The 26,091-nt window shown below is 54.6% G+C and carries 26 protein-coding genes; 14 read left to right on the plus strand and 12 right to left on the minus strand.

Features of this window, described 5'->3' with window-relative positions; translation table 11 throughout:
• Positions 1–66: 66 nt before the first annotated feature.
• Entirely contained in the window at positions 67–591 is a 525-nt protein-coding gene (locus AC0VXT_RS16700; RefSeq protein ID WP_475546322.1) for a MarR family winged helix-turn-helix transcriptional regulator, read from the minus strand.
• A 113-nt stretch (positions 592–704) separates the two neighbouring features.
• Between AC0VXT_RS16700 and AC0VXT_RS16705 the strand changes: the two genes are divergently transcribed.
• Both AC0VXT_RS16705 and AC0VXT_RS16710 read left to right on the plus strand, forming a co-directional pair.
• Entirely contained in the window at positions 705–1,601 is an 897-nt protein-coding gene (locus tag AC0VXT_RS16705) for a branched-chain amino acid aminotransferase (protein ID WP_101299404.1), read from the plus strand.
• A 174-nt stretch (positions 1,602–1,775) separates the two neighbouring features.
• A complete protein-coding gene (locus AC0VXT_RS16710; protein ID WP_475546323.1) occupies positions 1,776–2,426 on the plus strand; it encodes a glutathione S-transferase family protein in 651 nt (216 codons plus the stop codon).
• A gap of 351 nt (positions 2,427–2,777) precedes the next feature.
• On the opposite strand, the gene AC0VXT_RS16715 is transcribed toward AC0VXT_RS16710, so the two are convergent.
• The gene (locus AC0VXT_RS16715) at positions 2,778–4,415 is read right to left on the minus strand and encodes a BCCT family transporter (RefSeq protein ID WP_475546324.1); all 1,638 of its coding nucleotides are present in this window, start codon (positions 4,413–4,415) and stop codon (positions 2,778–2,780) included.
• Positions 4,416–4,628: 213 nt separating this feature from the next.
• The gene (betC, locus tag AC0VXT_RS16720; protein ID WP_475546325.1) at positions 4,629–6,155 is read right to left on the minus strand and encodes a choline-sulfatase; all 1,527 of its coding nucleotides are present in this window, start codon (positions 6,153–6,155) and stop codon (positions 4,629–4,631) included.
• A 177-nt stretch (positions 6,156–6,332) separates the two neighbouring features.
• Between betC and AC0VXT_RS16725 the strand changes: the two genes are divergently transcribed.
• The 3 genes from AC0VXT_RS16725 (at position 6,333) to AC0VXT_RS16735 (ending at position 8,620) form a co-directional block, all read left to right on the plus strand.
• Complete coding sequence (locus AC0VXT_RS16725; RefSeq protein ID WP_475546326.1) at positions 6,333–7,220, plus strand: choline sulfate utilization transcriptional regulator; 888 nt, start codon at positions 6,333–6,335, stop codon at positions 7,218–7,220.
• 183 nt (positions 7,221–7,403) lie between these two features.
• Entirely contained in the window at positions 7,404–8,030 is a 627-nt protein-coding gene (locus tag AC0VXT_RS16730) for a hypothetical protein (RefSeq protein ID WP_475546327.1), read from the plus strand.
• Positions 8,027–8,620 (plus strand): hypothetical protein, encoded by a 594-nt coding sequence (locus AC0VXT_RS16735; protein WP_475546328.1) that lies wholly within the window; start codon positions 8,027–8,029, stop codon positions 8,618–8,620. Before AC0VXT_RS16730 ends, AC0VXT_RS16735 begins: the two co-directional genes overlap by 4 nt.
• A gap of 129 nt (positions 8,621–8,749) precedes the next feature.
• On the opposite strand, the gene AC0VXT_RS16740 is transcribed toward AC0VXT_RS16735, so the two are convergent.
• The 3 genes from AC0VXT_RS16740 to AC0VXT_RS16750 form a co-directional block, all read right to left on the minus strand.
• Entirely contained in the window at positions 8,750–9,709 is a 960-nt protein-coding gene (locus AC0VXT_RS16740; protein ID WP_475546329.1) for a DDE-type integrase/transposase/recombinase, read from the minus strand.
• A 120-nt stretch (positions 9,710–9,829) separates the two neighbouring features.
• Complete coding sequence (hemF, locus tag AC0VXT_RS16745) at positions 9,830–10,708, minus strand: oxygen-dependent coproporphyrinogen oxidase (protein WP_475548593.1); 879 nt, start codon at positions 10,706–10,708, stop codon at positions 9,830–9,832.
• 53 nt (positions 10,709–10,761) lie between these two features.
• A complete protein-coding gene (locus AC0VXT_RS16750) occupies positions 10,762–11,247 on the minus strand; it encodes a tRNA (cytidine(34)-2'-O)-methyltransferase (protein WP_475546330.1) in 486 nt (161 codons plus the stop codon).
• 613 nt (positions 11,248–11,860) lie between these two features.
• Here AC0VXT_RS16750 and petA point away from each other — a divergent pair.
• Genes petA through AC0VXT_RS16765 form a run of 3 tightly spaced genes read left to right on the plus strand, consistent with a single transcriptional unit; the run spans position 11,861 to position 14,461 of the window.
• Complete coding sequence (gene petA / locus AC0VXT_RS16755) at positions 11,861–12,412, plus strand: ubiquinol-cytochrome c reductase iron-sulfur subunit (protein WP_022731212.1); 552 nt, start codon at positions 11,861–11,863, stop codon at positions 12,410–12,412.
• 8 nt (positions 12,413–12,420) lie between these two features.
• Positions 12,421–13,692, plus strand: coding sequence for a cytochrome b (locus tag AC0VXT_RS16760; protein ID WP_081649465.1), 1,272 nt, complete (start codon positions 12,421–12,423; stop codon positions 13,690–13,692).
• Positions 13,685–14,461, plus strand: a complete 777-nt coding sequence (locus AC0VXT_RS16765) for a cytochrome c1 (protein ID WP_475546331.1) — start codon at positions 13,685–13,687, stop codon at positions 14,459–14,461. Before AC0VXT_RS16760 ends, AC0VXT_RS16765 begins: the two co-directional genes overlap by 8 nt.
• A gap of 214 nt (positions 14,462–14,675) precedes the next feature.
• On the opposite strand, the gene AC0VXT_RS16770 is transcribed toward AC0VXT_RS16765, so the two are convergent.
• From AC0VXT_RS16770 to AC0VXT_RS16780, 3 genes are all read right to left on the minus strand, one after another.
• Entirely contained in the window at positions 14,676–15,260 is a 585-nt protein-coding gene (locus tag AC0VXT_RS16770; RefSeq protein ID WP_475546332.1) for a hypothetical protein, read from the minus strand.
• A gap of 149 nt (positions 15,261–15,409) precedes the next feature.
• Positions 15,410–16,246 carry a substrate-binding periplasmic protein gene (locus tag AC0VXT_RS16775; protein ID WP_475546333.1) on the minus strand — a complete coding sequence of 279 codons (837 nt, stop codon included), beginning with the start codon at positions 16,244–16,246 and terminating at the stop codon, positions 15,410–15,412.
• 134 nt (positions 16,247–16,380) lie between these two features.
• The gene (locus AC0VXT_RS16780; RefSeq protein ID WP_475546334.1) at positions 16,381–17,220 is read right to left on the minus strand and encodes a methyltransferase domain-containing protein; all 840 of its coding nucleotides are present in this window, start codon (positions 17,218–17,220) and stop codon (positions 16,381–16,383) included.
• A 156-nt stretch (positions 17,221–17,376) separates the two neighbouring features.
• Here AC0VXT_RS16780 and gloB point away from each other — a divergent pair, with 156 nt between their 5' ends.
• Entirely contained in the window at positions 17,377–18,147 is a 771-nt protein-coding gene (gene gloB, locus AC0VXT_RS16785) for a hydroxyacylglutathione hydrolase (protein ID WP_475546335.1), read from the plus strand.
• 12 nt (positions 18,148–18,159) lie between these two features.
• Here gloB and AC0VXT_RS16790 read toward each other — a convergent pair whose 3' ends face one another.
• On the minus strand, positions 18,160–19,407 hold the full coding sequence (locus tag AC0VXT_RS16790; RefSeq protein WP_475546336.1) for an ROK family transcriptional regulator: 1,248 nt from the start codon (positions 19,405–19,407) through the stop codon (positions 18,160–18,162).
• Positions 19,408–19,631: 224 nt separating this feature from the next.
• Here AC0VXT_RS16790 and AC0VXT_RS16795 point away from each other — a divergent pair, with 224 nt between their 5' ends.
• The 4 genes from AC0VXT_RS16795 (at position 19,632) to AC0VXT_RS16810 (ending at position 23,366) form a co-directional block, all read left to right on the plus strand.
• A complete protein-coding gene (locus tag AC0VXT_RS16795; protein WP_475546337.1) occupies positions 19,632–20,663 on the plus strand; it encodes a substrate-binding domain-containing protein in 1,032 nt (343 codons plus the stop codon).
• Positions 20,664–20,817: 154 nt separating this feature from the next.
• Positions 20,818–21,900 (plus strand): ABC transporter permease, encoded by a 1,083-nt coding sequence (locus AC0VXT_RS16800; protein ID WP_475546338.1) that lies wholly within the window; start codon positions 20,818–20,820, stop codon positions 21,898–21,900.
• Positions 21,897–22,685, plus strand: coding sequence for an ATP-binding cassette domain-containing protein (locus AC0VXT_RS16805; RefSeq protein ID WP_101299374.1), 789 nt, complete (start codon positions 21,897–21,899; stop codon positions 22,683–22,685). The genes AC0VXT_RS16800 and AC0VXT_RS16805 overlap by 4 nt, the downstream gene beginning before the upstream one ends.
• 51 nt (positions 22,686–22,736) lie before the next feature.
• Positions 22,737–23,366 carry a nucleoside/nucleotide kinase family protein gene (locus AC0VXT_RS16810; RefSeq protein ID WP_475546339.1) on the plus strand — a complete coding sequence of 210 codons (630 nt, stop codon included), beginning with the start codon at positions 22,737–22,739 and terminating at the stop codon, positions 23,364–23,366.
• On the opposite strand, the gene AC0VXT_RS16815 is transcribed toward AC0VXT_RS16810, so the two are convergent.
• Positions 23,353–24,228, minus strand: coding sequence for a LysR family transcriptional regulator (locus AC0VXT_RS16815; protein WP_475546340.1), 876 nt, complete (start codon positions 24,226–24,228; stop codon positions 23,353–23,355). The two genes, AC0VXT_RS16810 and AC0VXT_RS16815, sit on opposite strands and share 14 nt — an antisense overlap.
• 121 nt (positions 24,229–24,349) lie before the next feature.
• On the opposite strand from AC0VXT_RS16815, the gene AC0VXT_RS16820 reads away from it, so the two are divergent.
• Positions 24,350–24,943: a cysteine hydrolase family protein gene (locus tag AC0VXT_RS16820; RefSeq protein WP_475546341.1), complete on the plus strand. Its 594-nt coding sequence runs from the start codon at positions 24,350–24,352 to the stop codon at positions 24,941–24,943.
• Positions 24,944–25,030: 87 nt separating this feature from the next.
• Here the strand turns inward: AC0VXT_RS16820 and phbB are convergent, their stop codons facing one another.
• Complete coding sequence (phbB, locus tag AC0VXT_RS16825) at positions 25,031–25,753, minus strand: acetoacetyl-CoA reductase (RefSeq protein ID WP_475546342.1); 723 nt, start codon at positions 25,751–25,753, stop codon at positions 25,031–25,033.
• Positions 25,754–26,091: the final 338 nt, after the last annotated feature.

Raw genomic sequence — 26,091 nt, forward strand, 5'->3', positions numbered from 1 at the left:
CCTTTTTAAACATGTCCACCGCAAGGCCCGCGCGAAACGGTCGTCGGCGTCAGGAGCCCGTTCAACTTACCCCGCGCGCCGGCGCAGGCCGTTCGGACCGACGGGGCCATCGTCCTCAAACCGTTTGCGATCATCTTCTTCAAGCATGCCCAGCAAAACCTTGCGAAACCCTTCAACCAATTCGGCCCCGGCTTCGCGGTAGGCTGCGGCGATCAGCGCGCGTTGCTTTTCAGTGATCTCACGCTCAAGCGCATCGCCCTTGTCAGTCAGGGTCAGCAACCGCTGACGCCGATCCTGCAAACCGGTTTTCTGATCGATGAACCCTTCGCGGACCAACTGACTAAGCACGCGTGACAGCGATTGCTTGGTGATGCGCAGGATCGACAACAGGTCGCTTACCGTAATGCCGGGGTTGCGGCTTACGAAATAAATGACCCGATGATGGGCGCGCCCGAAATTATATTGCTCAAGCACCTGGTCTGCGACCGCAGTGAAATCACGGTAGGCATAGAACAGAAGTTCGATGCCTTGCCTAAGCTCTTCTTCCCGCAGGAAAAGCGGGTTGACCTTGCGTGTAGAGATATCTGCCATGCTTTTCCGTTATGTCAGTTATATTGACATATTAATCTATGAATGTTACTTCGACCAGACAAATAAGGACATAAAGTTACGCCCAAGAGCGAGATTGAATTGGAATTTGGCAAATGACGACTCCGACCTTCGACAACCGTGACGGTTTTATCTGGTATAATGGTGCCCTTAAACCTTGGCGTGAGAGTACTTTGCACGTGCTGAGCCACGCTGTCCATTATGGTAGTGCGGTGTTTGAAGGTGAGCGGTCGTATAATGGCAAGGTTTTCAAGCTGGCAGAGCATGGCGAACGCCTGATCAAGTCCGGTGCAATCCTCGATATGAAGATCCCGTATAGCTCGGCTGAGCTTGATGATGCGGTGATTGAAACCTTGGCTGCCAACAACATCAATGAGGGCTATGTCCGCCGTATTGCGTGGCGTGGCAGCGAAATGATGGGGGTTTCCGCCCAGACAACCCACATCAATGTGGCGATTGCCTGCTGGGAATGGCCAAGCTATTTCGCGCCCGAAGAACGCCTTAAGGGCATTCGTCTCGATCTGTCGAAATGGGCCCGTCCAGCCCCGAATACAGCACCAACAAATGCAAAGGCATCGGGCCTTTACATGATTTGCACCCTGTCGAAACACGAAGCCGAGCGTAAAGGATATGCCGATGCGCTGATGCTTGATTACCGGGGTCAGGTTGCCGAGGCAACTGGTGCTAACGTGTTCTTTATCAAAGATAATCAGATCCACACACCGACCCCTGACTGCTTCCTGGATGGCATCACGCGCCGCACGGTGATTGGCCTTGCCAAGGCGCGCGGGTATGAGGTGATTGAACGCGCAATCATGCCAGAAGAAATGGCCGATTTTGATGAATGCTTCCTGACCGGAACGGCTGCCGAAGTCACGCCGGTTGCCGAAATCGGGCCGTATAAATTCACGCCTGCGACCGTGTGCAAAGCGATGATGGAAGATTACATGGCGCTGGTGCGCGGTGAGAAAACGGCGGTTGCTGCCGAATAATTTTTTTGAATAATCATCGTGATTATTCATTTTCAGTGAATAAACGCCCGGTTCTGATGGATCGGGCGTTTTTTATTGTACGTACATAATCGCCGTGCCGGGGATGGCCCAAGGTGATATCAAGATGATATCAAGGCGGCAAAGACGACTAACGTGGCAGGCAGCGGCACATTCATGCATAAAAAGTCTGATGATTTAAAACCCGATCACACATTGCTGTATCAAACCCACTCGCCGTTCGCGCGCAAAGTGCTGGTGTTTGCGCTTGAATGCGGGCTGGGCGATCGGATCGAGGTTGTGCATTTTGAGACCAGCCCGACCAACCGCAACGCGGCGATCTTTGCCGCCAACCCACTCGGCAAAGTGCCGGTCCTGATCCTGCCAGACGGCATGACGTTGTATGATTCAATGGTGATCTGTGACTACCTTGATCGCCTGCATTCGGGCCGTAAACTGATCCCGCACAAAGCGCCAAAACGTTGGCATGCCTTGCGTTTACATGCCTTGGCGCAAGGGATGTGCGATGCCGGTGTGCTCTATCGCTGGGAAACCAACCGTCGCCCGCAAGAGCTTCGGTATCCGCCGTTGGCCGATGGGCAGAAGGCCAAGTTGATCGAGACGTTTGACCATCTTGAAACAGCCCTTGATCCCAAAACCCCGGTTACAATCGGCCATATTGCGCTGGCCACCGGGCTTGACTGGATCGCGTTTCGCGAATTGATCGATTTCAAAACTGGCAGACCACGCCTTGCCAAATGGTATGAGGATTTCTGCGCCCGGGATTCCATGGTTAAAACCCGGTTTTCGGGCCAAACCCATGACTGAAATGCGTCCCTTCATTTCATAAATAACCGAAATCCATCCAGTCCGCCGGCGGCCTTTTTATTCCTCATACAATATATTCTTGCGCGCGGCAGCATGTGGGCAGGCCTTGACCCCGTGTCGTGGAGTGCCATCAGCCAACCCGGAATGGGCGAAAGGGCATTCAATTTCGCCGGGATAGGGTTGTGTTAAAGATATTCCCGATTTTGTGGATCACGTGGCCGTTGCGTCTTGGAGCTTGAGTCTTGGCGGGCTTGGGTATTGGGTCTTGTGATCCCTTGCCAAGAAAAAAACGGACGGTCCAGTGTTCACCAGACCGTCCGTTTACACGTATGTTGTTACGTGGTTTTCAGGTTATTTGGGCGTTGCGCCGACCGAGCCTTGCGGGGCTTCGGGGGTGGTGGGCAACTCCGTTTCGCCGACATAGGCGTTGGGCAGATTGTGGTCGGCTTCATGTTCTGTTTCGAACCACTGTTTATAGCGGTACATGACCAGATGATCGCGGCCCAATGCGCGCAACAACCCATACATCATCACAAGGATGACAAAGGCAAACGGGAAGCCCGCCACAACGGCGGCGGCCTGTAGGGCCGATAGCCCGCCTGCGACAAGCAGGATGGCGGCAATCACCCCCTCGGTGGTGGCCCAGAACAGGCGCTGGATGCGGGGCGGATCGGTGTGCCCGCCTGCGGTCAGCATATCAATGACAAAGCTGCCACTGTCTGAGGAGGTCACGAACCAGACCACAATCATGACAATCACAACGGCGGTGACAAACTTGGTCATTGGCAGGAATTCCAGCAACTTGAAGATGGCGTTGCCGTAGCCCTGCTTGGTGGCCTCGATCAATCCGGGATCGCCCAGCAGTTCCATATGGATCGCCACCCCGCCAAAGGCGGTGAACCAGAAGAACAGAATGACGACCGGAATGAACAGAACACCAAGGGTGAATTCACGGATCGTGCGGCCCCGCGAAATGCGCGCAATGAAGATGCCGACAAACGGTGACCACGAAACCCACCATGCCCAATAGAAGATGGTCCAGCTCACCTGCCAGTCGGTGCCTGAATAGGCTTCGCTCCAGAAGCTGAACTGGACCAGATTGCTGATGTAGTTGCCGACATTTTCGACAAAGCTGTCAAAAATATACAGCGTCGGCCCGGTAATCACGATGAAGGCCAGCAGCACAAAGCTGAGCTGAATGTTGAAATTACTGATCCGCTTGATGCCACTGTCGAGCCCGGCCATCACCGAAATGGTGGCAAAAATGGTAATGATCGCGATCAGGATGATCTGGACAAACAGCGTATCGGGAACGCCAAACAGACCATTGAGCCCGGCACTGATTTGCATCACACCAAGCCCAAGCGTGGTGACGATGCCAAACATGGTGCCAAAGACCGCAAGAATATCGACCGCATGCCCCCACGGGCCATAAATGCGTTCGCCGATCATCGGATAAAGTGCTGAGCGGATCGAAAGCGGCAGACCTTTGCGGTAATGGAAATAGGCCAGCGACAGCCCAACGATGCAGTAGATCGCCCAGCCGTGAATGCCCCAGTGCAGGAACGAAATCGTCATTGCCTGCTCGGCCGCGGCAATGGTTTCTGCCTCGGCCATCGGGGGTGCAAAGAAATGATACAGAGGTTCGGCCACCGCCCAATAGAGCAGGCCAATGCCGATCCCCGCACTAAACAGCATCGCCGTCCATGAAAACAGGCCGTACTCGGGGGCTTCGCTTTGCGCGCCAAGACGGACCCGCCCATAAGGACCAATCGCCAAATAAAGACTGACCACCACCGCCAGATTGGCAACGATGATCAAAAACCAGCCGAAATAATCCGCAATCGCGGACTGGGCGGTTGTGAAAACCAATGCTGCTGTGTCGGTGAAAAACGCACCGAACACGATGAACCCCAGGATCAACAAGGCCGAGATGGAAAACACCGGCTTGCAGACATGGGGGAAAGGCCCAAGCGGACCTACCTTCATTTTGTCTTTCATACTTACCTCACTGTGCCGGGTATCCAACTTTTCGTTGTTTTTGCCTCCTGATCAGCACCGTTAAAACACGTCCCACGCAACGGCCCCGAAAAGGGAAGTGATCTGCACCCGAACCAGACCACCAGGCGGCTTATAATTTGAAAATTCGGTATTGAAGCTGCGCCGATCTGTCTGTCCCACAAGACTACCGGCGCAGCTTCTTTACTCCCCTCGCGGGAAGCGCTGTTTTTCTTCGACTTCGTTTAAGTCCATGTGATTGCGCATGTAGCGTTCAGACGCCTTTTGCAACGGCTGATAATCCCACGGGAAATAGGAGCCATTGCGCAAAAACTCATAGACGATCCAGCGGCGTGCCTGACTTTCGCGCACACTCGCATCAAAGCTGTCGATGTCCCAGCGGGCCGCCCGTTGGACGCGGAACTGTTCAAGCTGTTCGGCACTGGCCGCATCAATGGCCGGATCAATGGCAAGGTTTTTCAGCTCATGCGGGTCGGCCTCAAGATCAAACAATTGTTCGGGATCAAGCGGGCAATAGGTGTATTTCCATTTGCCTTCGCGGATGCAGACCAGCGGCGCATAGGATCCCTCGGCGGCATATTCCATCAGGACCGGCTCGGTGCGTTTTTTTCCCGAAAAGCCCGGCAGGAGGCTTGTGCCGTCCGTCCATGGCATGATTTCATCCATCGAAATACCGGCCAGATCGGCCACCGTCGGGGTGACATCAAGGGTCGATACCGGATCGGTGTAGCAGCCCGGCGTGATGTTGGGTCCGGCCATCATCAGGGGCACGCGGGCCGAACCTTCGAAGAAGCTCATTTTAAACCACAGACCGCGTTCGCCCAGCATGTCGCCATGATCAGACAGGAACAGAATGATGGTGTTGTCGGCCTGCTCGGTGCGTTCAAGCACATCCATGATCTGACCGATTTTATCGTCGATATAGGACACATTGGCAAAATAGGCCTGACGGGAGCGGCGGATATTTTCGCGCGTGATGTCAAAGGCAGTATGATCACTTGCCTGCAACAGACGTTTTGAATGCGGGTCCTGTTCGTCAAACGCAAACGCGCCAATTTCAGGTTCAAGTTCCGGGCAGTCTTCGTAAAGATCCCAGAATTTCTTGCGCGCAACATACGGATCATGGGGGTGGGTGAAGCTGACGGTCAGGCACCATGGGCGTTCATCGTGACCGCGCGACAGATCATAGAGCTTATGCGTGGCGTTATAGGCGACCTCGTCGTCATATTCCATCTGGTTGGAGATTTCCCCGACCCCGGCCCCGGTGACAGACCCCAGATTATGATACCACCAGTCAATACGTTCGCCCGGTTTGCGGTAATCGGGCGTCCAGCCAAAATCAGCCGGGTAAATATCGGTGGTCAGGCGTTCTTCGAAGCCGTGCAACTGATCGGGGCCGACAAAATGCATCTTGCCCGACAGACAGGTGTAATACCCCGCGCGGCGCAGGTGATGGGCATAGGTCGGGATGTCGGAGCAAAATTCAGCGGCATTGTCATAGACCCGTGTACGACTGGGTAATTGCCCGGCCATGAAGGATGCGCGCCCCGGTGCGCACAGCGGAGATGCCGTATAGCAATTTTTAAACCGGGCGGAGCGTTTGGCCAGCGCGCGCAGGTGCGGGGTGTGCAGAAAATCAGCCGGGCCATCGGGGAACAGGGTCCCGTTTAACTGGTCGGCCATCAGGATCAGGATATTCGGGGACTTCATGAAAGGAATGCACTCCGCAGGTAAGATGGAAAGCGCGCATTTTTCAAGCATTGCCGGGGATTCACGATGAAACTCCTGCGGAATGCTCTTGACGTTGAATGCGAAACAACCATTAAATCCACAAATCATTACGTGATGAAACCCGCTGATTTTTAATCACAAACATAAAGAATTTTTATGTCACAACGCCCGCTTGATATTGGATGGCTGCGTATTTTTGAAACCGCCGGACGGCTGGGCAGCTTAACGCGGGCGGCCCATGAACTTGGCCTGACGCAACCCGCTGTCACCTATCAGATCAAGCGGGTTGAGGAGCAGCTCGGCGTGTCATTGCTGCGCCGGTCCCAAGGGGGAAGCCGGTTGACCGATGCGGGCGAGATTTTGTTTCAGGCGGTGCAATCAAGTGTCGAGACCATCGACAAGGCGACCCGCGATACGCGGCGCACGTCAAAGGTGCCCGCGGTGCGGATTTTTACCGATTTCGGGTTTGCGGCATTTTGGTTGATGCCGCGTGTCACCGATTTCCGCCGCCTGCATCCCGAGGCAGAAGTGCATATTGTCGCGTCACAGGGACTTGAAGATGCGCTGGAACGCGATACGGATGCGGCGATGCTGTTTGGTGCAAAGGAAGATTTCCCCGACACCGCCCGCCTTTTGATCCCCGAATGCGTGGTGCCGGTGTGCACGCCGGGTTTTCTCGACCGGTTCGGCCCGTTCAACGATCCGGCAGACTTTGCCAACGCGCCGTTGCTGCATCTTGAAACCACGGGCAAATCGCGCTGGCTGACATGGGCAACGTGGCTTGCAGCCTTTGGGGTGACACGCCCCCGCGCCCAAGGTGATTTGGGCCTGAATACATATGGATTTATCATTCAGGCCGCGCTGGCCGAACAGGGGGTTGCGCTGGGCTGGCGCGGGCTGGTCGATCATCACCTTGATTTGGGCAGCCTTGTTACCGTCGGGCCAGAGGTCACGCGCAAGGATCGCGGATACTGGCTGGTCCCCAGCCCGACGGCGAGCAGCACAACGAGCACCTTGCTGGACTGGTTGATTAATGAGACGTGAATTTTGCCAAGTTCTCTGCAAGCGAATTAGTGTTTGGTCAGTTGGAGATGAACATCTACCATCTCTGAGAGCGCCGTAATCGGTCATTGAAACACGAATTCACAATCTACTTTAAACTTACATTCAGTTTAGCTGTTTTGACCTCTCAGTCTGGTCAGACTCTAACTAAGTGAGGGAGACGTCTTGAGTAGCGAAAATGACATTTATTTTGACCATGCACCAATCGGCGACTTTTCACACTGTTGGGAAATTGCCTGCACGCTATGTTTCTCTGACGAAGATTTTTATCGAGGCCCAATAAGGGATGCGCACCAAGTTGTCCGGGCGCAGGTCATTGATTGGTATCAAGACGAAAATTTCGAAATTTCATACCTTCTGGCTCCTGCCGAAAAAGTACGGCGGAGAATGTTCGTCCAAGGATACACGCGTGAGAGTTGCAGAGCACTTTGGGAGCCTGGTTTTCAAAGGCACATCTCAAAGCTCGAAAATATGCATGGCAAACATGGAATTGATTTAAAAAAGGACATTTCTGAGCAAAAAGGCATTTCTTTCGAGCAATGGTTGAAACGTTCAAAGAATTTTCCTCTTGATCACTTAACAACCCGTTCTAAAGTAACCGAATTCGAGTTCACCGATGATTTCGCCAACTTGGCTGTGAAAATTGACTTTCTTGAACCAAAGTTTATTTGGACAGAACTCGGCGAGTACTCAGATTATCTCGATCCAAATCTAAAAATTTTAGCCGGCTCGACACCTTTGAAGATCCCAATCAAGAATTCATTCACCCGACTGGCAATGTCCTTATTTTGACCGAAGGAAAATCCGATACACTGGTCCTGTCTAACGCAATTTTGAGCTTATACCCAGAATACTCTGACCTTTATCAGTTCGTTGATTTTGCAGAATTTAATATGCCTGGTGGCGCCTCAATGCTCACTAAAATGGTTAAGGCATTTGCGGGTGTCAGAATGGATCAACCCATTTTGGCCCTATTCGACAACGATTCAGTTGGATTATCCGAAAAACAACACTTGGATAGCATTGGAGCATTGCCTTCAAACATCAAGACAATGACCCTTCCAGATATTGACCTAGCCAAAAACTACCCAACAATTGGACCAGAAGGAGCTCGCCGCATGAATGTGAACGGTGCAGCAAGCTCAATAGAATTATTTCTGGGGAAAGTTGCATTGACCGACCGCAATGGAGAGTTCCATCCTATCCGCTGGACAGGGTGGAACAGGCAAATTGAGCGATACCAAGGTGCATTGGAATACAAAGACGCGATTACGACTAGGTTTCTAGCCCGAATGAAAGATGGCGGAGAACCGACGAAGTTGCGAACTGAATTTTCGGAAATGGATCAGCTGTTGAACGCCATATTTTGTGCTTTTCATTGATTCACTTGCCGAAACTCAGTTGCCTGCATGCAAAGCGGGCAACTGCCTCATCGCCCACCTTTCAACCAGAAGCACAACAATCACCCTGAGATGCTGAACGAGGACATTTAGCACCCAAAAACCGAGCATTTAAGCGATCCCCGCCTGCGTGTTGTGTCCCGTGAGATTAAGAAGTGCTTCCAAAGGAGCCTTGTAACCGAGGGATCTCAATCGTGTTCTGTTATAGTTGTCGATGAAGGTTCTTATGAAATCGTTTCGTTCGGCGTGAGTTGAGAATCGATTGCGCCCGGCATTTTTCCCGTTTGCGGGGGCGTTTGCGAGGGCTTCGCCGAGGCGACGGTTGAAACGCTCGACCTTGCCATTGGTCTGTGGTCGATAGGGACGGGTCAGCTTGTGCTTGATCCCGTGTGCGGCGCAGACTTTGTCAAAAGCGTGCTTTCCGGTTCCTTTGTTGCGCGTTGTCCAATAAGCGCCGCCAAACCGGTCGGTGAATTCCGAACCGTTATCCGTCAGAACGGTGTGAACAGGATAGCCAAAGGCATCAAGGAAGCGCCCAAGGCAGGCCGCAATGGTTTCTGCACTTCGGTCCTGGACGATCTCGACATGAGCGAAGCTTGTCACGCGTTCGATGGCAACAAAGACGTAGGCCGGTCGCCCGCCGATCCGGGTCAGATGTTTGAGATCGGCATGGACATAGCCAAACGCCACCGGCTCGAAAGTCTGCGACACCTGTTTAGGGGCTGCAGGCCTGCCAGAGACGCCATGGCGTTTGAGGCAGCGATGTAAAGACGAGCGCGAGATGTCGGCCCGCACACAGCGGTGCATGACTTCCAGAATATCGTCAATGGACAAGCCAAGCCGCGAGCGTAGTTCAACGGCGATTTCTTCCTCGCAAGCGTCAAAGCGCGTCTGGATCCGTTTTGGGCGATGCGAGTGATCTTCAACATCGGCCCGGCCTTTCCATCGTCGGATGGTGGTCGCGCTTACGCCGAGTTCCACGGCCAGTTCGGCAACGGAAGCACTGCTTGCTTGAATGTAGGCGCGCGTGCGTGGCGTTGTGGTGGCATTGGCATGCAGCTTCAGATCCATGATACAGCCCTCTTCTTGAGATAAGCCATGCCTCTTTCTACACTATCACTATACAACCAATCATCCGAAATAAAACACCTGCGCGGGAATGACGCTGAGGCGGCGCGGTTTATGGCTGGTTTACGGCCAGTTGGCCTCAGGCGGGAGTGACATCAGGATGGCTTCGGTGTTGCCGCCGGTCATCAGGCCAAAGCGGGTGCCGCGGTCATGGAGCAGGTTAAATTCGACATAGCGGCCGCGTTTGATCAGCTGCGCACGGCGGTCGTCATCGGTCCATGGTTTGTTGTAATGGCGTTTGACCAGTTCGGGATAGATGTCGCGAAATGCCATACCGACATCCTTGGTAAAGGCGAAATCCGCATCCCAATCCGCATCGAGATAGTCATAGAAAATCCCGCCGACCCCGCGCGCTTCATTACGGTGTGGAAGCCAGAAATATTCATCGCACCATTTTTTAAAGCGGTCGTAATAGTCATCCCCATGCGCATCACAGGCGGCCTTGAACGCGCCGTGGAAATCGGCGGTGTCGGCATCATCGGGGAAGACCGGGGTTAAGTCCGCCCCGCCGCCAAACCATGCCTTGGTGGTGACGATATGGCGGGTGTTCATATGCACCGCCGGGACATGCGGGGAGCATGGATGTGCGACCAGTGAAATGCCCGCGGCCCAGAAATTGGGGTTTTCGGCCGCACCGGGGATTTCGGCCCGGAACTTTTCGGAAAATTCGCCGTGCACAGCCGAGATATTGACCCCGACCTTTTCAAACACCCGGCCCTTCATGACCGACATTTCGCCCCCACCCTCATTTTCGCCGCGTTCCCAAACGGTGCGGTCAAAACGGCCTGCCGGGCGGTCGGACAATGGGCCGGTATAGCTGTCTTCGAGAGCCTCGAACGCGGCACAGATATCGTCGCGCAACTGACGGAACCAGTTTTGGGCGGTTTGTTTGCGCTGTGCGATCAGGGCGGGATCGACCTTGTGATCTGCACTGGCTTTCATTGCCTTTTTCGCAGACGTCTTTGCGTCGGTCTTGGCGTCCGTCATGGGGTTACTCATTCCGTTACTTGTACGTTCCCCGTAGGGAAACAGTTTGTCTGTCTGAGCGCCTCGCCCAGTGTCATCGCGGTTGCCATGGCCACATTGAGCGACCGCATTTCGGGCTGCATCGGGATCACCACACGCGCATCGACATAGTCATGCACCTGATCCGGGACCCCTTTGCTTTCAGAGCCCAGCATCAGGATATCATCGGCGCGAAATTCGAAATCACAATAGGGCTCCGCCCCCTTGGTGGTCAAAAGAACCAGTCGCCCCGGTACCGATCCGTCCTGCCGTGCGGCGACAAATCCCCGCCAATCGGCGTGGCGTATATAGTCCGCCTTATCGATATAATCCATCCCGGCCCGTTTGAGGGCGGCCGAGGTCAGCAAAAAGCCGCAGGGCTCGATAATATCGACCGGCAGGCCAAAGCACGCCGCCATGCGCAGGATGGTGCCGGTGTTTTGCGGAATATCGGGTTCAAACAGACAGATTCTCATGGGCGTTCTATGGGGGTCCTTGTGAAGCGACGACGGTATCGCGCGCGTCAGCTTGTTGCGATGTTCGGAACTGTTTTATCCACACCGGGCCGTCCTTGGCCAACTTAAATCGACAATTTTCCGATTTTATTTGCCCGATATCAGCCCGGTGTCGCACCGCGTTGGTGCCGTTCTTGCGCCCGTCTATCGCCTTTGGTGCAATCGTCTTGTCGCGTCGTTTTGATGATGTGTCCAGAATCGCCGCGATGAAAAGCCGATCGACCTTCAAAGTTATAAAATTACCGACAGAAACCCGCATTAGACTTATTTGGGATAAGAAAAGGTAAGGCCGCGTCATCTTGGTTGAAAAGGGCGGATAATCGCGCAAATACGCTAGGTTTTACGTATTTGTGCAGTGCGAAACCAGATGATCTTATCGAATGCAAACAATTTGCAACTCCAAGTTCTCCTTAACAAACCTGTTTTTTGTTAGTATACGAAGCTCGAAACAGGCCTAAAGGCTTTTGGCGGCTGGATTGTTTGATTTTCATCAAGGGAAATTAACCATCTATGCCCTAAGTCTGGCTTTGGGCATTCCGCATGCCTGTTTTGGGGGCAGAAAGAGGAAGACATTATGTCGCAATCGGTGCATTCATCCGGCGAGCATCAGCCGGACGAGAACCGCAGGGATTTCCTGACCTTGGCGACCACCGCAGTCGGCGTTGTTGGCGCTGGTTGTGCGTTGTTGCCATTCGTGGACAGCATGAACCCGTCCAAGGACGTTCTCGCGCTGGCTTCTGTAGAGGTCAACCTGTCCAACATCCCGGTTGGTCAGGCCGTTAAAGTAATGTGGCGAGGCAAGCCTGTCTTTATCCGCCATCGTACAGAACGTGAAATCAATGAGGCCAACGAGGTCGCATTAAATGAACTTGTCGATCCGCAAAGTGATGACGCGCGTGTCGAAAAGAAGGAATGGCTGATCGTTGTCGGCGTGTGCACCCATCTGGGCTGTATCCCGATGGGCACCGCCACCGGGGAAGCCCGGGGCGATTATGATGGTTGGTACTGTCCGTGCCATGGCTCGCACTATGATACGTCGGGCCGTATCCGCCGTGGTCCTGCGCCGAAGAATCTTGAGGTGCCGACCTACACCTTCCTCACCGACACATCCGTCCGGATCGGCTAAGGAGCTGTATGATGAGCGCACCTCAATGGAATAACAAAGTGGTGAAATGGGTTGATGACCGACTTCCGGTGATCTCCATGCTGCACCACTCCGCATACGAATATCCGACCCCGAAAAACCTGTCCTATATGTGGAACTTCGGTTCTTTGGCCGGGTTTGTTCTGGTCACCATGATCCTTTCGGGGATTTTCCTGGTGATGAATTATACGCCGCATACGAGCATGGCGTTTGAATCAGTCGAACGCATCATGCGTGATGTCAATTACGGCTGGCTGATCCGCTATATTCATATGAATGGCGCGTCGATGTTCTTCATCGTTGTCTTCCTTCATATGTTCCGTGGCCTGTATTACGGGTCATACAAAGCGCCGCGTGAAATGCTGTGGTGGATTGGTATCCTGATCCTGCTGGCCATGATGGCAACCGCGTTTATGGGCTATGTCCTGCCGTGGGGCCAGATGTCCTTCTGGGGTGCGACGGTTATTACCAATCTGTTCTCCGCCTTCCCGATCATCGGCGATCCGCTGGTGACCTGGCTTTGGGGTGGGTTCTCGGTCGATAATCCGACACTGAACCGGTTCTTCTCGCTGCATTATCTGATGCCGTTTATCATTCTGGGCCTTGTTGTCCTGCATGTGTGGGCATTGCATAGCGTGCGGTCGAACAACCCGACCGGCGTCGAGATCAAGACCCCGCAGGACAGCATTCCGTTCCACCCGTACTATACGATCAAGGACCTGTTCGGTATGGGCGTGTTCCTGATCTTCTTCTGCGGGTTTGTGTTCTTTGCACCTGATTATCTTGGCCACCCGGATAACTATATCCCGGCCAACCCGCTGGTGACACCTCCGCACATCGTGCCGGAATGGTACTTCCTGCCGTTCTATGCGATCCTGCGGTCGATCGATTTCACCATCTTTGGCATTCCGGCAAAGCTTCTGGGTGTGCTGGCGATGTTTGCATCGATTGTCATCCTGTTCGTTATTCCGTGGCTTGATACCTCCAAGGTACGCAGCTCGAAATTCCGTCCGGTTTACAAGTGGTTCTTCTGGCTGTTTGTCGTTGATACCTTCATCCTCGGCTATTGCGGAGCGAAGGCACCAGATGACTACTTCATGGGTGTACCGGGACTTAAGGTCATCGTGATGGGCCAGCTTTCCACGCTTTACTACTTTGCGCATTTCCTTGTGGTGATGCCATTGGTTGGAAAGATGGAACGACCCAAACCGCTTCCGGCTAGCATTAGCGAATCTGTTTTGAAGGAGGGTGCAAATGCGTAAGTTCGCACTGACCGCAATTGCAGCCGCCTTCGCGGTAACTGCATTCACCGGTGGCACAGCCAAGGCAGCCGGCGACGCCCCGGTTCCGGCTGCACAGGACTGGAGCTGGGACGGGATTTTTGGAACCTACGACCGTGCGCAACTTCAGCGCGGTTTCCAGGTCTATAAAGCCGTCTGTGCCAGTTGCCACAGTCTTCGTTTCATTGCGTTCCGTAATCTGGACGGCATTGGCTTTAACGAAGATCAGATCAAGGCGATTGCGGCGGAATATGATGTTGAAGACGGCCCGAACGATGATGGTGACATGTTCACCCGTCCGGGCAAGCCGTCTGATTACTTCCCGTCGCCCTTCCCGAACGAAAAAGCTGCGGCGGCTTCGAACGGTGGGGCCATTCCGCCCGATCTTTCCCTTATGACCAAAGCCCGCGTTGGTGGCCCCGATTACGTCTTCGGCCTTCTGACCGGCTATGAGGAAGAAGCCCCTGAGGGCTTTGACCTTGCGGATGGGAAACACTACAACCACTACTTCCCGGGTCATCAGATTTCCATGGCACCACCGCTTTATGATGAAGCGGTCGAGTACACCGATGGAACGCCTGCGACCGTGGAACAGCATGCACGTGACATTTCGGCCTTCCTGAACTGGACGGCACAGCCTGAACTTGAAGCCCGCAAAGCACTGGGCATCAAGGTCATCCTGTTCCTGATCGTTCTGACCGCGATGCTCTATGCGGTGAAACGTAAAATCTGGCGCGATATCGAACATTAAGTTCGTATCCCTCAGACTGAAAAACGAAACAGGCCACCGAATTTCGGTGGCCTGTTTTTTGTATCTGCCGGGTCGGTAAGACTCACAACATTTACGTTTAAAGTTACCATCCAGATTCAGATCCACTTCCCCGACCTTTGGTCAGGCTGAAGTTTCTTCCCACCCTTTTGATGCCGTACCAAGGTGTAGGAAGAAATATCCCGCCTAGCCATCATCAGGTTTCAAACGGAACTTCCAGCCCGGCAAACGGGTCTTGGCCAAACTTTTGTGCGTAAAGCTGGGCAAAGACTTTCATCCAGGCCAGTTCGTTTTCATCGGGCCCGGCGGGTTCTGCTGGTGCTGATGGCGCGCCAAACATTTCGGCATGCATTTCGCCGGATGTCGGACGGCTTGCCGGGTCGAAGACCTCAACCTCGATACTTGCGCCATAGCGTTCTTTAAGAGCTTGGGAGACCTTCTCGCTGGCATAGTCGGCAAAGGCCGCACCGCTCAGTCCGGTCTGTTCGGCAAAGGCCACGGCGCGCTGGAATGCACCGCCATCGGAAATTTTTGTGCCGGTAAACCCAGTATTCACACCAATCGTGCCAACCAATTCACCATTCAACCGGAAAGCTGTATGTATTGGTTGTGCATTTTGCCAAGCCAGTTGAGCTTCGCTGTCATATTCAAGTTTACGGCGGAGAAAATCGCGTTCTCGCTGTAGCATTTTCTCTGCCATTTTATCGTATTGTCCGCCCTGAACACGCGGCATATCGGCCAGCGACATCGGCACACCGCTCTGCAATGCATATTCCGTCACCCGCACCTCCTATCCTTAAGATTGCAGGATCAATGAGCAATATCCGTACCAATTGCAGATAGAGATTAGAAGGCCACGTCCGATATCAGTTGGCAGACTGGGTATTTCATCTGGGCACTTGCCGCGTGGTATGCCATCATCATGGCCATTCAATACGTAAAGTAATCGACAATCAACTGATCGATTTCGCCCGCGTCGCGCATTTGACGCAAGACATCATCAAGGTCATCGGCGAACTGGTCTCGCCAAGGCCACTGGTTTTGCGGGTCCGGGCCAAAGGCGACATAGCCAAATTCCCGCCCGATGATGGCGGTTTCATCAATGTTGCGTGACTGTTCCTGATCCACGGCCAGTTCGCGCAGGCCCGCCAGGATGGCCATGCGTTCATTGACATAGCAATCAACCCGTCCAGCCATCAAAAAGCGTAGGTTGCTTTCGGTGGTGTTGGCTTCTTCAAGGGTGATCTCACCCGCCGCCACCATGTCAAAGAAGTCCTCACCCGCCAGCCGGTATCCGGCATTATTGGCAAAGCGCGCCCCCGTGAAATCGTCCGGGAAGACCCGCAAGTCGTGGCTTAGCACGTAGTCCTTGCTGCAAATCGCCACCACGGTTTCGCTCAGGATCGGGACGGAATAGCGTTCGACCCAGTTTCGGTCATCGCGCAAATACGGGGGAAAGAACGCCATAATCTGCCCCGATTGCAAAAGATCCATGCCGCGTTTAAACGGCACATTTTGAAACCGAAGATCATATTGCGGCATCTTGTCCACAGCCGCCTGCAAGATGCGGACGTAAATGCCCGCAGGCGTGCCATCAGCATCGAGGAAGGCATAGGGTTTATTGTTGTCTTCGCCGTGCAAGACAACGGGGATGACATCCTGCGCAACCGCGATGGACGGTACTGAGACGGACTGAACCAACACCCATGAGGCCAAGGCTGCGGCGGTAGCTTTGGCGGGATGCTTCCGGATGCGGTTGGGCTTCATGCTCGGTAATTCTTGTGAGAGATCATACACATTATGTCACTCAAACTGCGCGGGCTGTCAAATGCGATACTGTAACCATATGCTTCACATATGGTGGCGGCACCCCGATTTCACGCGCTTATTTCCCGGTCTGGCTATTTCCGGGCTCGGCAGGATTTTGTCGTTTGGGCGTCGTCCGCCACGTCTTGGCTATGATGCAGATCGTCGCGCTGTGACGCGGTGTCGTCAAAATGCTGTCGATTGCCGTCGGCCGGGCGCAGTGGCGGCACGGTCACCGGGATATGCACCAGACGGCGTTTGCGCGACGGTGTGCCGGTACTGGCGTATAGCTGTTTGCCAGCTTCGACGATGGACACCCCGGCGAAGGCCTTGAACAGTCGCGATCCGATGTTTTCAAACGCCTGTGACCAGCGCAGCAAAAAGCGCCGTCGGGTCGGGGGAATGAAAAGGGCGCGGCTGTGCTGGACCGGCAGGAACATGTTTTCGCGCATCAGGTTTTGCAATTGCGTCACACTGTGCGGGTGACCAAAGCCAAACGGGGTGCTTTCCGACCAGCTCCAGAGCGAGCTTCGGTTGGGTGTCACCACAATAATCCGGCCATTGGGGGTTAAAACCCGCCAGCATTCGCGCATCAGGCGGCGCATGGAATCGGTATGTTCGACCAGATGCACGACCAAAATACGGTCGATCGAGCTATCGGGCAGTGGCAGCATGGTTTCTTCGGTCAGGGCGACGTGATTGTCTTCGCCCGCGGGCCAATGCACGCAGCCCTGCTGGGCGGGCATAAAGGCCATGACGCGTTCGGCCTCGCCAATGAACGGCCGCAAATAGGGTGTCGCATAGCCAAAGCCAAGCACGCGCAATCCGCGCACATCCGACCACATCAGGCGCAGACGCCTGCGGATCAGACGCCGGGCGGCCTGCCCGAGAGTGCTGGCATAAAAACGGTGAAGATCAACGACATCCTGACGCATGGCTGGACTTTAGCACCCTATCGGTCCTCACGGAAACAGCTTTGAAACGAGCCTGTTCATAGAATGTCAGAAAGTTTGATCGTTGGGTGATTGTTTCAAGACAGTTGATGCTGATACTGTGGAGCACATCACATCATCATCAGGTCGAGGTCCCTTATGGCTGCGGGCGAAGTTATCGTTATTCCGTGTCTTTCAGACAATTACACCTATCTCGTGCGCTGCCATCGCAGCGAAATGACCGCGATCATTGATCCGGGCGAAGCAGCCCCTGTGATCAAGGAACTTGAAGACCGCGACTGGCAGCTCGATCTGGTGATCAACACGCATCATCACCACGACCATATTGGCGGCAATGCGGAATTGATGAAGAAATACGGCGCCAAATTGCTCGGCCCGACGGCGGAAAAAGCGCGCATCCCCGACATGGACGAAATGGTTGCCGAGGGTGATCAGGTTTTGATCGGTGAGCTTGAAGGCCGGGTGTTTGACGTGCCGGGCCATACATCGGGGCATATCGCGTTTTATTTCCCTGCGATTACTGCGCTGTTTTCCGGTGACAGCCTGTTTGCGCTGGGCTGTGGGCGGTTGTTTGAAGGAACGCCTGAACAGATGTGGCAGTCGCTGCAAAAGTTCCGCAATTTGCCCAACAGCACGCAGGTTTACTGCGGGCATGAATACACCCAGTCCAATGCCAAATTTGCCAAAACGATTGAGCCCGACAATGCGATCCTTGCGGCACGGTGTCAGGATATTGACGGGCTTCGGGCGCGCAACATCCCGACCATTCCATCGCGGATTGATGTCGAGCTTGCGACCAATCCGTTCCTGCGCGCCGATCACCCGGATGTTGCCACCGCACTGGGCATGGAGAATGCCAACCCCACCGAGATTTTCACCGAAATCCGCAAGCGCAAAGACAATTTCTAGAACGTTCTTTGGTTATTGCATCTGTTTGAACAGCACGTTCTGATCGAGCAGATAGCGCGAGAATAACGGGAGGCTTGCCGCGCCGATGGCGCGCGCGGCACTGCCGACCTGCCCCTGTTCGATGTGCGGGCGGGCAATGCCCTGAAGATCAAGGTCGGAGATCGCAGCCCGGGTTGCCGCGACAATGCGTGCACAGACATCGGGCGGAAAACCGCCATCGACAATCACGGCTTCGAAATCAATCACCGAGCAGACCGAGGTGATGGCAAGGGCAAGGCTGCGCGCGGTGTGGCTGATCCAGATATCAAGCGTCTTGCCGAGTTCCGCCCAGTACGTCGGATCGCGCCACAGCATCGCCGGATCACGGCCATCGCGGGTCAGCATTTCTTCGAGCACAAAGATCGATGCCTGATCAATCAGCTGGCTGGCGTGGCCGCTGCGTGACGAAACCGGCATGGAGCCAAAGGCCCCGGCATTGCCCGTGCGGCCGGTATAAAGTGCCTGATTGAGCACAACGCCGCCGCCAATGAACGAGCCAATGAAGAAATAGGCGAAATCGGTATAGTTCGGGCCAAGACCAAACACCAGTTCAGCCCCGCAGGCCGCCGTGGCATCATTTTGTTGAAACACCGGGAACGGGACGATGGCGCCGATGGTGTCGATCAAATCGACTTCGCGCCAGGCATTTAAGTCCTCAATCGGCGCGCCGACTTCCTCGCCCCAGTTCCAGAGTTCAAAGGGTGCGGCAATGCCAATACCAGCGATCCGGGCCTGTTGGGGCGCACTCAGGGTCGCGGTGATTTTGCCAACCGAGTCGCGGACAAATTGGCGAATGCTATCGGGTGTGGGGTATTTGTAGGCTTCTTTGAGCGATCCACGCACGGTGCCGACAAAATCAAGCAGGATCAGTTCCGCACTGCGCCGCCCGATCTTAAGACCAAAGGAATAGACCCCGTCAGGATTAAGCGCCATCGGGACTTTGGGTTTGCCGACCTTGCCCCGCACAGGATCACCCCGCATCAGAAGACCGTCTTTTTCAAGGCCGCGCATGATGACCGAGACAGTCTGGGCCGACAGACCCGAAAGCCGTGCGATTTCGGCCTTGGACAATCCGGCGTTCCGACGCACCAACGACAGCACCAGCCGTTCATTATAGGCGCGCACGCGCAACTGATTTGCCCCGCCGCCCGGATGCAGCGGACGTGCAGCCTGATCTTCCGTCCCGGTCGGATCAGGATTGGTCGATAGTGACGCAGTCATAGAGTTCCTCCCACTGGGGATCTTTCATGCCCGATTGGCTTAAAGAGTGACAGGATTAATTAATAAATCAATCGGATTTATTAATTGACAGGGGATGTGATTTGGTGTGTCGTATGGTCCAGACAGGTTGAAGACCCACAGATTTAACGCGCGTTGCATCCTGTTTGGAAAACAAACATTAACGGCACAAACAGCCGATTATTCAGGTAAAATCCTGGGAGGAAATGATGAAGAAAGCACTTCTTGGCGCAACTCTTGGTGCGCTTGCCCTTAGCCTTACCGCCCTGCCGAGCCCGGCGAAAGCCGCCGACATTGGTGCCTGTTTGGTAACCAAGACAGACATCAACCCGTTCTTTGTCAAAATGAAGGAAGGGGCGTCTGCCAAGGCCGAGGAACTTGGTATCGATCTTTCGACCTTTGCCGGCAAAGTGGACGGCGATCATGAAACGCAGGTTCAGGCGATCGAGTTTTGCATCGCATCGGGTGCCAAAGGCATTCTGATCACAGCATCCGACACCAAGGCGATTGTGCCAGTTGTCAAAAAGGCGCGCGATGCCGGTCTTCTGGTCATCGCACTTGATACCCCGCTTGAGCCGATTGATGCGGCCGATGCGACCTTTGCCACCGATAACTTCAAGGCCGGTGAGTTGATCGGTCAGTGGGCCGCCGCCAAACTTGGCGACAAGGCCGCGGATGCCAAGATCGCCATGCTTGATCTGACACCAAGTGCACCATCGGTTGATGTGCTGCGCGATCAGGGCTTCATGAAAGGGTTCGGCATCGACATCAAGGATCCCAACAAGATTGGGGACGAGGATGACGACCGGGTCGTTGGTCATGATGTGACCAACGGTAATGAAGAAGGTGGTCGCGAAGCCATGGAAAACCTGATGCAGCGCGATTCCGAAATCAATGTGGTTTACACCATCAATGAACCGGCTGCGGCGGGTGCGTACGAAGCGCTGAAGGCGTTTGGCATGCAGGATGGTGTGTTGATCGTATCGGTTGATGGCGGTTGCCCGGGCGTTGAAAACGTCAAGGATGGCGTGATTGGTGCGACATCGCAGCAATACCCGCTTTTGATGGCGGCCAAAGGGATCGAGGCGATCAAGGCATGGGCCGATAGCGGCGAAAAACCGCAGAACACCGACGGTCTGAACTTCTATGACACCGGGGTTAACCTTGTCACCGATCAGCCGGTTGACGGTGTTCCGTCGATTGATGTTGCCGAAGGCATGGATCGCTGCTGGGGTTAATTCCGCCCGTTCATTTCGAGGAAGGGCGGATTTAACCCCGCCCTTCTTGTCCCACATCAGGTTACACTTGGTCAGGCGCCCACCACCAATCCAGCCACAAGAGCCGGAAAAGGTGCTGGCGGGATATCGGTCATGACCAAGTCGGGAGGAAGCGATGAGCGAACCCGCTCAAACGTCACGCAAAAAACAGGAATACGAGCACACGCTTGATTCCAGCGACAGCTCTGTCGCGCAGTTTGACCATAAACACCGCAACCTGTTTGATACCGTGCAGCATTTCCTGCATGGCAATCCAACCATGGTGCCGGTGATTGTTCTGGTTTTTTCAATCGTCATTTTCGGCTTTGTCGCCGGACCCAAATTCTTTTCGCCGTTTAATCTGTCGCTGATCCTCCAGCAGGTTGCCGTCATTGGCATTCTTGCCGCCGCCCAGAGCCTTGTGATCCTGACTGCGGGGATTGATCTTTCGGTCGGGGCGATCATGGTTTTGATGTCGGTGATCATGGGGCAACTTGCCATCACCCTTGGCGTCCCTGCCCCGATTGCGATTTTCATCGGGTTTATTGGCGGCATCGCCGCCGGGGCGTTGAACGGATTTCTGGTCACCCGGATCAAGTTGCCGCCGTTTATTGTGACCCTTGGCACGTGGAACATCTTTTTTGCGCTGAACCTTTGGCTTTCGGGTGCACAATCGATCCGCAGCCAGACTTTGGATGAAATCGCACCGCTTTTGAAATTCTTTGGTGAAAGCATCGCGATTGGCGGGGCGCGGATTACCTATGGCTCGATCCTGATGTTGGCGATTTTCGGTGTCCTTTGGTACATCCTTAATCACACCAGTTGGGGCCGCCATGTTTACGCCATTGGCGATGACAAGGAAGCCGCCGAGCTTTCGGGTATTCGCACCAACCGTACCCTGATCATGGTCTATGGCCTTGCCGGGCTTGTCTGTGCCGTTGGGGCATGGGCATCGATTGGCCGGGTTGGATCGGTATCGCCACAAAGTTTTCAGGAAGCCAATTTGCAATCGATTACAGCCGTGGTGATTGGCGGCATATCGTTGTTTGGCGGGCGTGGATCAATCATTGGCCCGTTGATCGGGGCGTTGATTGTTGGCGTGTTTAATTCAGGTTTGCGACTGGCGGGGGTTGATGTGCTGTGGCAGGTGTTTGCCATTGGCTGGCTGACCATCATCGCGGTTGCAATCGACCAGTGGATCAGAAAGGTGTCAGCATGAGCAACGCACACACACCGGTTCTTAAGGCGCGCGGCATCGTCAAACGATATGGCCGTGTCACCGCCCTTGATCGTGCCGACTTTGATCTTTATCCCGGCGAAATACTGGCGGTGATCGGCGACAATGGTGCGGGGAAATCATCGCTGATCAAGGCCTTGTCCGGGGCGATCACGATTGATGAAGGCAGCATTGAGCTTGATGGCAAGCCGATTGGTTTCACATCCCCGATGGAAGCCCGCGAAGCCGGGATCGAGACCGTGTATCAAAACCTTGCCCTGTCGCCGGCTCTTTCGATTGCGGACAATATGTTCATGGGGCGTGAATTGCGTAAACCGGGCATCATGGGCAAATATTTCGGTGCGCTTGATCATAAGGCGATGCAGCGCATTGCACGTGAAAAGCTGACCGAGCTTGGCCTGATGACCATTCAGAACATCAACCAGGCGGTTGAGACGCTTTCGGGTGGGCAGCGCCAGGGGGTTGCGGTTGCACGTGCGGCCGCCTTCGGATCGCGCGTTGTTATCATGGATGAGCCGACCGCTGCCCTTGGGGTGAAGGAAAGCCGACGCGTGCTTGAACTGATTGCCGATGTGAAGGCGCGCGGCATGCCGATTGTGCTGATTTCGCACAATATGCCGCATGTGTTCGAGATTGCCGACCGCATCCATGTGCATCGTCTTGGCAAACGTCTTTGCACCATCAAACCAGACGATTACAGCATGTCAGACGCGGTTGCCTTTATGACCGGCGCCAAGGAAGCGCCCGACATCAGTGACGCGGCGTAACGAACATGCACCGCCATGGTCAAACCCCAGAAGACAGGCAGCCTTGCAGTCATGACACCTGATCTTGACGCATTGGCTGCACGTATCAGGGCCACCCAATCGGACGATTGTCGCATCCTTGTGGCAATCGCCGGGGCGCCAGCATCGGGCAAGTCAACCTTGTCCGACCGGCTTTGTCACCATCTGGGGGGTGATAAAGCCGGTGCTGCTGTCGTGCCGATGGATGGATTTCATTTTGACGATGCCATCCTTACGCAGCGCGGTCTTTTGAACCGCAAAGGTGCGCCCAACACGTTTGATGTTGGCGGGTTACAGCGCATTCTTGCGGCCCTTAAGACCGAGACTGACCAAGACGTTTATGTGCCGTTGTTTGACCGTGGCCTTGAACTGTCACGCGGATCGGCACGCTGCATATCACCGCGTCACAAGTTTATCCTGGTGGAGGGCAATTACCTTTTGCTGGGTCAGGCGCCGTGGGATCGGTTGGCACCCATGTTTGATCTTTCGATTTATCTTGATGTGGCCGAGGATATCTTGCGCGCGCGGCTGATTGATCGTTGGCGGGGGTTTGGCTTTGACGATGCGAGCGCCTTGGAAAAGGCGCTTGGCAATGACCTTCCCAATGCGCAAATCGTCGCGACCATGACCGGTCCTTCTGATATCCGCGTTACAGTCGGGTGATGCCCTGCCCATCCACCAGCACGTCCGCCAGCCAGTCGGCAACCACACGCACCTGTGGCAGGTGCCTTTTGTCCTGATGGGTGAGAAGCCAAACTTCGCGGCCATCAGGATGATAGCCCTCCAGCCGTTTTAAATCCTGATGGGCTTGGCCCACACAAACCGGCAACACAGCACAGCATGGCTGACCGCGCATCATCGCCACCATGATGGATCCCCGGTTGGCATAGCCGATTGTTGTGCGGTCGGGAAAGTTTGCCGCCAGCCATTTCTGTTCGGGTTTATCAGCAAAGAAGTCATCAAGATCGATCCAGGGCACGTCATGCGGATTAACCGGCGGGTGATTGCCGCTGTAATAAACCCCGGAGCCAAGCGTGCCCAAACGGCGAATATGAAAGGCACCGGTTTCCGGGCGCGCAAGGCGAATGGCAATGTCTGTTTCACGCTGCGGCAGGCTGAGGTTGCGGTTCGCACCGATCAGCTCAAGTGCGAGCGCCGGATGGGCTTGATGCAAGGATGCGAGATGCGGCGCGACGCAATGTTCCAAAATGGCATCAACACCGGTGACACGCACAATCCCCGTCACCGCATGGCGATCATTATCGGATGCAGGTTGATTTTCAAGCAAGGTTGAAACGGTTGTTTGCATGGTTTGGGCGGTCTCAAGCAGGGACCGGGCGCGCGGTGTTGCGCGCAACAGACGCCCATCGCGGTGCAGGACCGGATAGCCCAGCCATTCTTCAAGCCGGGCAATACGGCGCGCGATGGTGGTTTGATTAACCCCCAATTCGCGGGCGGCGGCAGTCATATTCCCGGTTTGACAGACGTGGGCAAAGGTGCGCAGTCCTTCCCAATCAAGCGACATAGCGGGTGGCTTTCCTTACTCTGCGAATTTGCAGATAGTAGCCGAATTATTGCCGCTGGATAATGCAAATTTGCAGGATCAAACTGCGCACATCATTTGATGTATGCAAAAGGATCAGACCATGACAGCCAAGACCATCTTTGACATTGCCGGTGCAACTTTGCCAACCGGCACGCCAAAAGACGCCGCCCTTATTGTGATTGATGCACAGGAAGAATACCGCAGCGGTCAGTTGAAACTGGTCGGGCTGGATGATGCGCTGGGTAATATTGGGCGGTTGCTGAGCCATTGGCGCGACAAGGGCGGCACGGTCATTCATGTTCAGCATCAGGCAACGGGCCTGTTTGATCCATCCGGCCCCTATGCTGCGATCATCGGAGACGTCGCCCCGACCAAGGGTGAGGCGATTGTGACAAAGTCAGTGCCAAGTTCGTTTGGCAATACCAACCTTGATGAACTGCTTACAGAAGCCGGTATCAAGCATGTCGTGCTGGCCGGTTTCATGACCCATGTCTGCATTTCGACCACCGCGCGGGTAGCCAATGAAAAGCAATATGCCGTCACCGTCATCGCCGATGCCACCGGCACGCGCGACCTTCCCGATGCCCTGAGCGGATCAGTAATCCCTGCGGCAGATTTGCACCGGGGCGAATTGGCGATGCTGGCCGATACATTCGCCAAGGTTGTCACCACACAGGATGTGCTTGAGGCATAGTCATCGAGGATCGCCAGACAAAAGAAAACGCCCCGAAGTAAACCCGGGGCGTTTTCGCATGAGGGTCGTCATGACCGTGATGCTTGGTCAGAACATGTGCTGTCCGCCGTTGATCGACAGGCACGATCCGGTGATAAAGCCGGAATTGGGGCCGCAGAGATAGAGGACCGCCTGGGCGATTTCGTCGGCTTCGCCGAGGCGGCCGACCGGGATTTTGGCGATGATGCTGTCACGGACCTTTTCAGGGACGGCTGCCACCATGTCGGTGTTGATATAGCCCGGTGCGACGGTATTGACCGTGACGCCTTTGCGCGCGACTTCCTGTGCCAGTGCCTTGGTAAAGCCATGCACGCCGGCCTTGGCAGCGGAATAGTTGGTCTGGCCCAATTGGCCGGCCTGCCCGTTGATCGACGAGATATTCACCACCCGGCCAAAGCCGCGTGCGCGCATGCCTTCAAGAACCGGTTTGGTCATATAAAACAGGGAACTCAAATTGGTGTCGATCACAGCGGTCCAGGCTTCGACATCCATCTTGTGCATGAAACCATCGCGCGTGATCCCGGCATTGTTGATCAGGATATCAATCGGCCCGACGTCGGCTTCGATCTTTCCGATGCCCTCGGCACAGGCATCGGCATCCGCAACACTCCACTTAAAGGCCGGAATTCCGGTTTCTTCGGTGAAGGCGCGAGCGGCCTCGTCGTTGCCTGCATAGTTGGCGGCAACGGTGTAGCCCGCATCCTTCAGTGCCAGACTGATTGATTTGCCAATTCCACGTGTGCCACCGGTTATCAGTGCTGTTTTTTTCATGGTCGCCTCCCTAAACTTCGTTCATCAAGCGTATCGGTATGTTGATTTTCGTCGTTTGCCCTTCTACGACATACGAAACTTTAATCCATAAATATAGTCATATACGTAATTTTATTTCCTCTCCATGATCTATGTCATTCAAGGGTGTAGTCTTTGGTCGAACCGCATATCGGGTTGCTTAAAAGCAAACAGGGCATCCCCGCGAGGGTCAGGACCTATTAATTTGATTGAAATGGCAGCCGCTATATTTGTCAGATCCAAGGAAAAGCCCGCAGAACGGGCTGGAACCCCGAACAAGGGATTTGACGCAGGAGTTGACAAATACAACGGCTGTCCTT

Source organism: Thalassospira sp. Z349TD_5 (assembly GCF_056173045.1).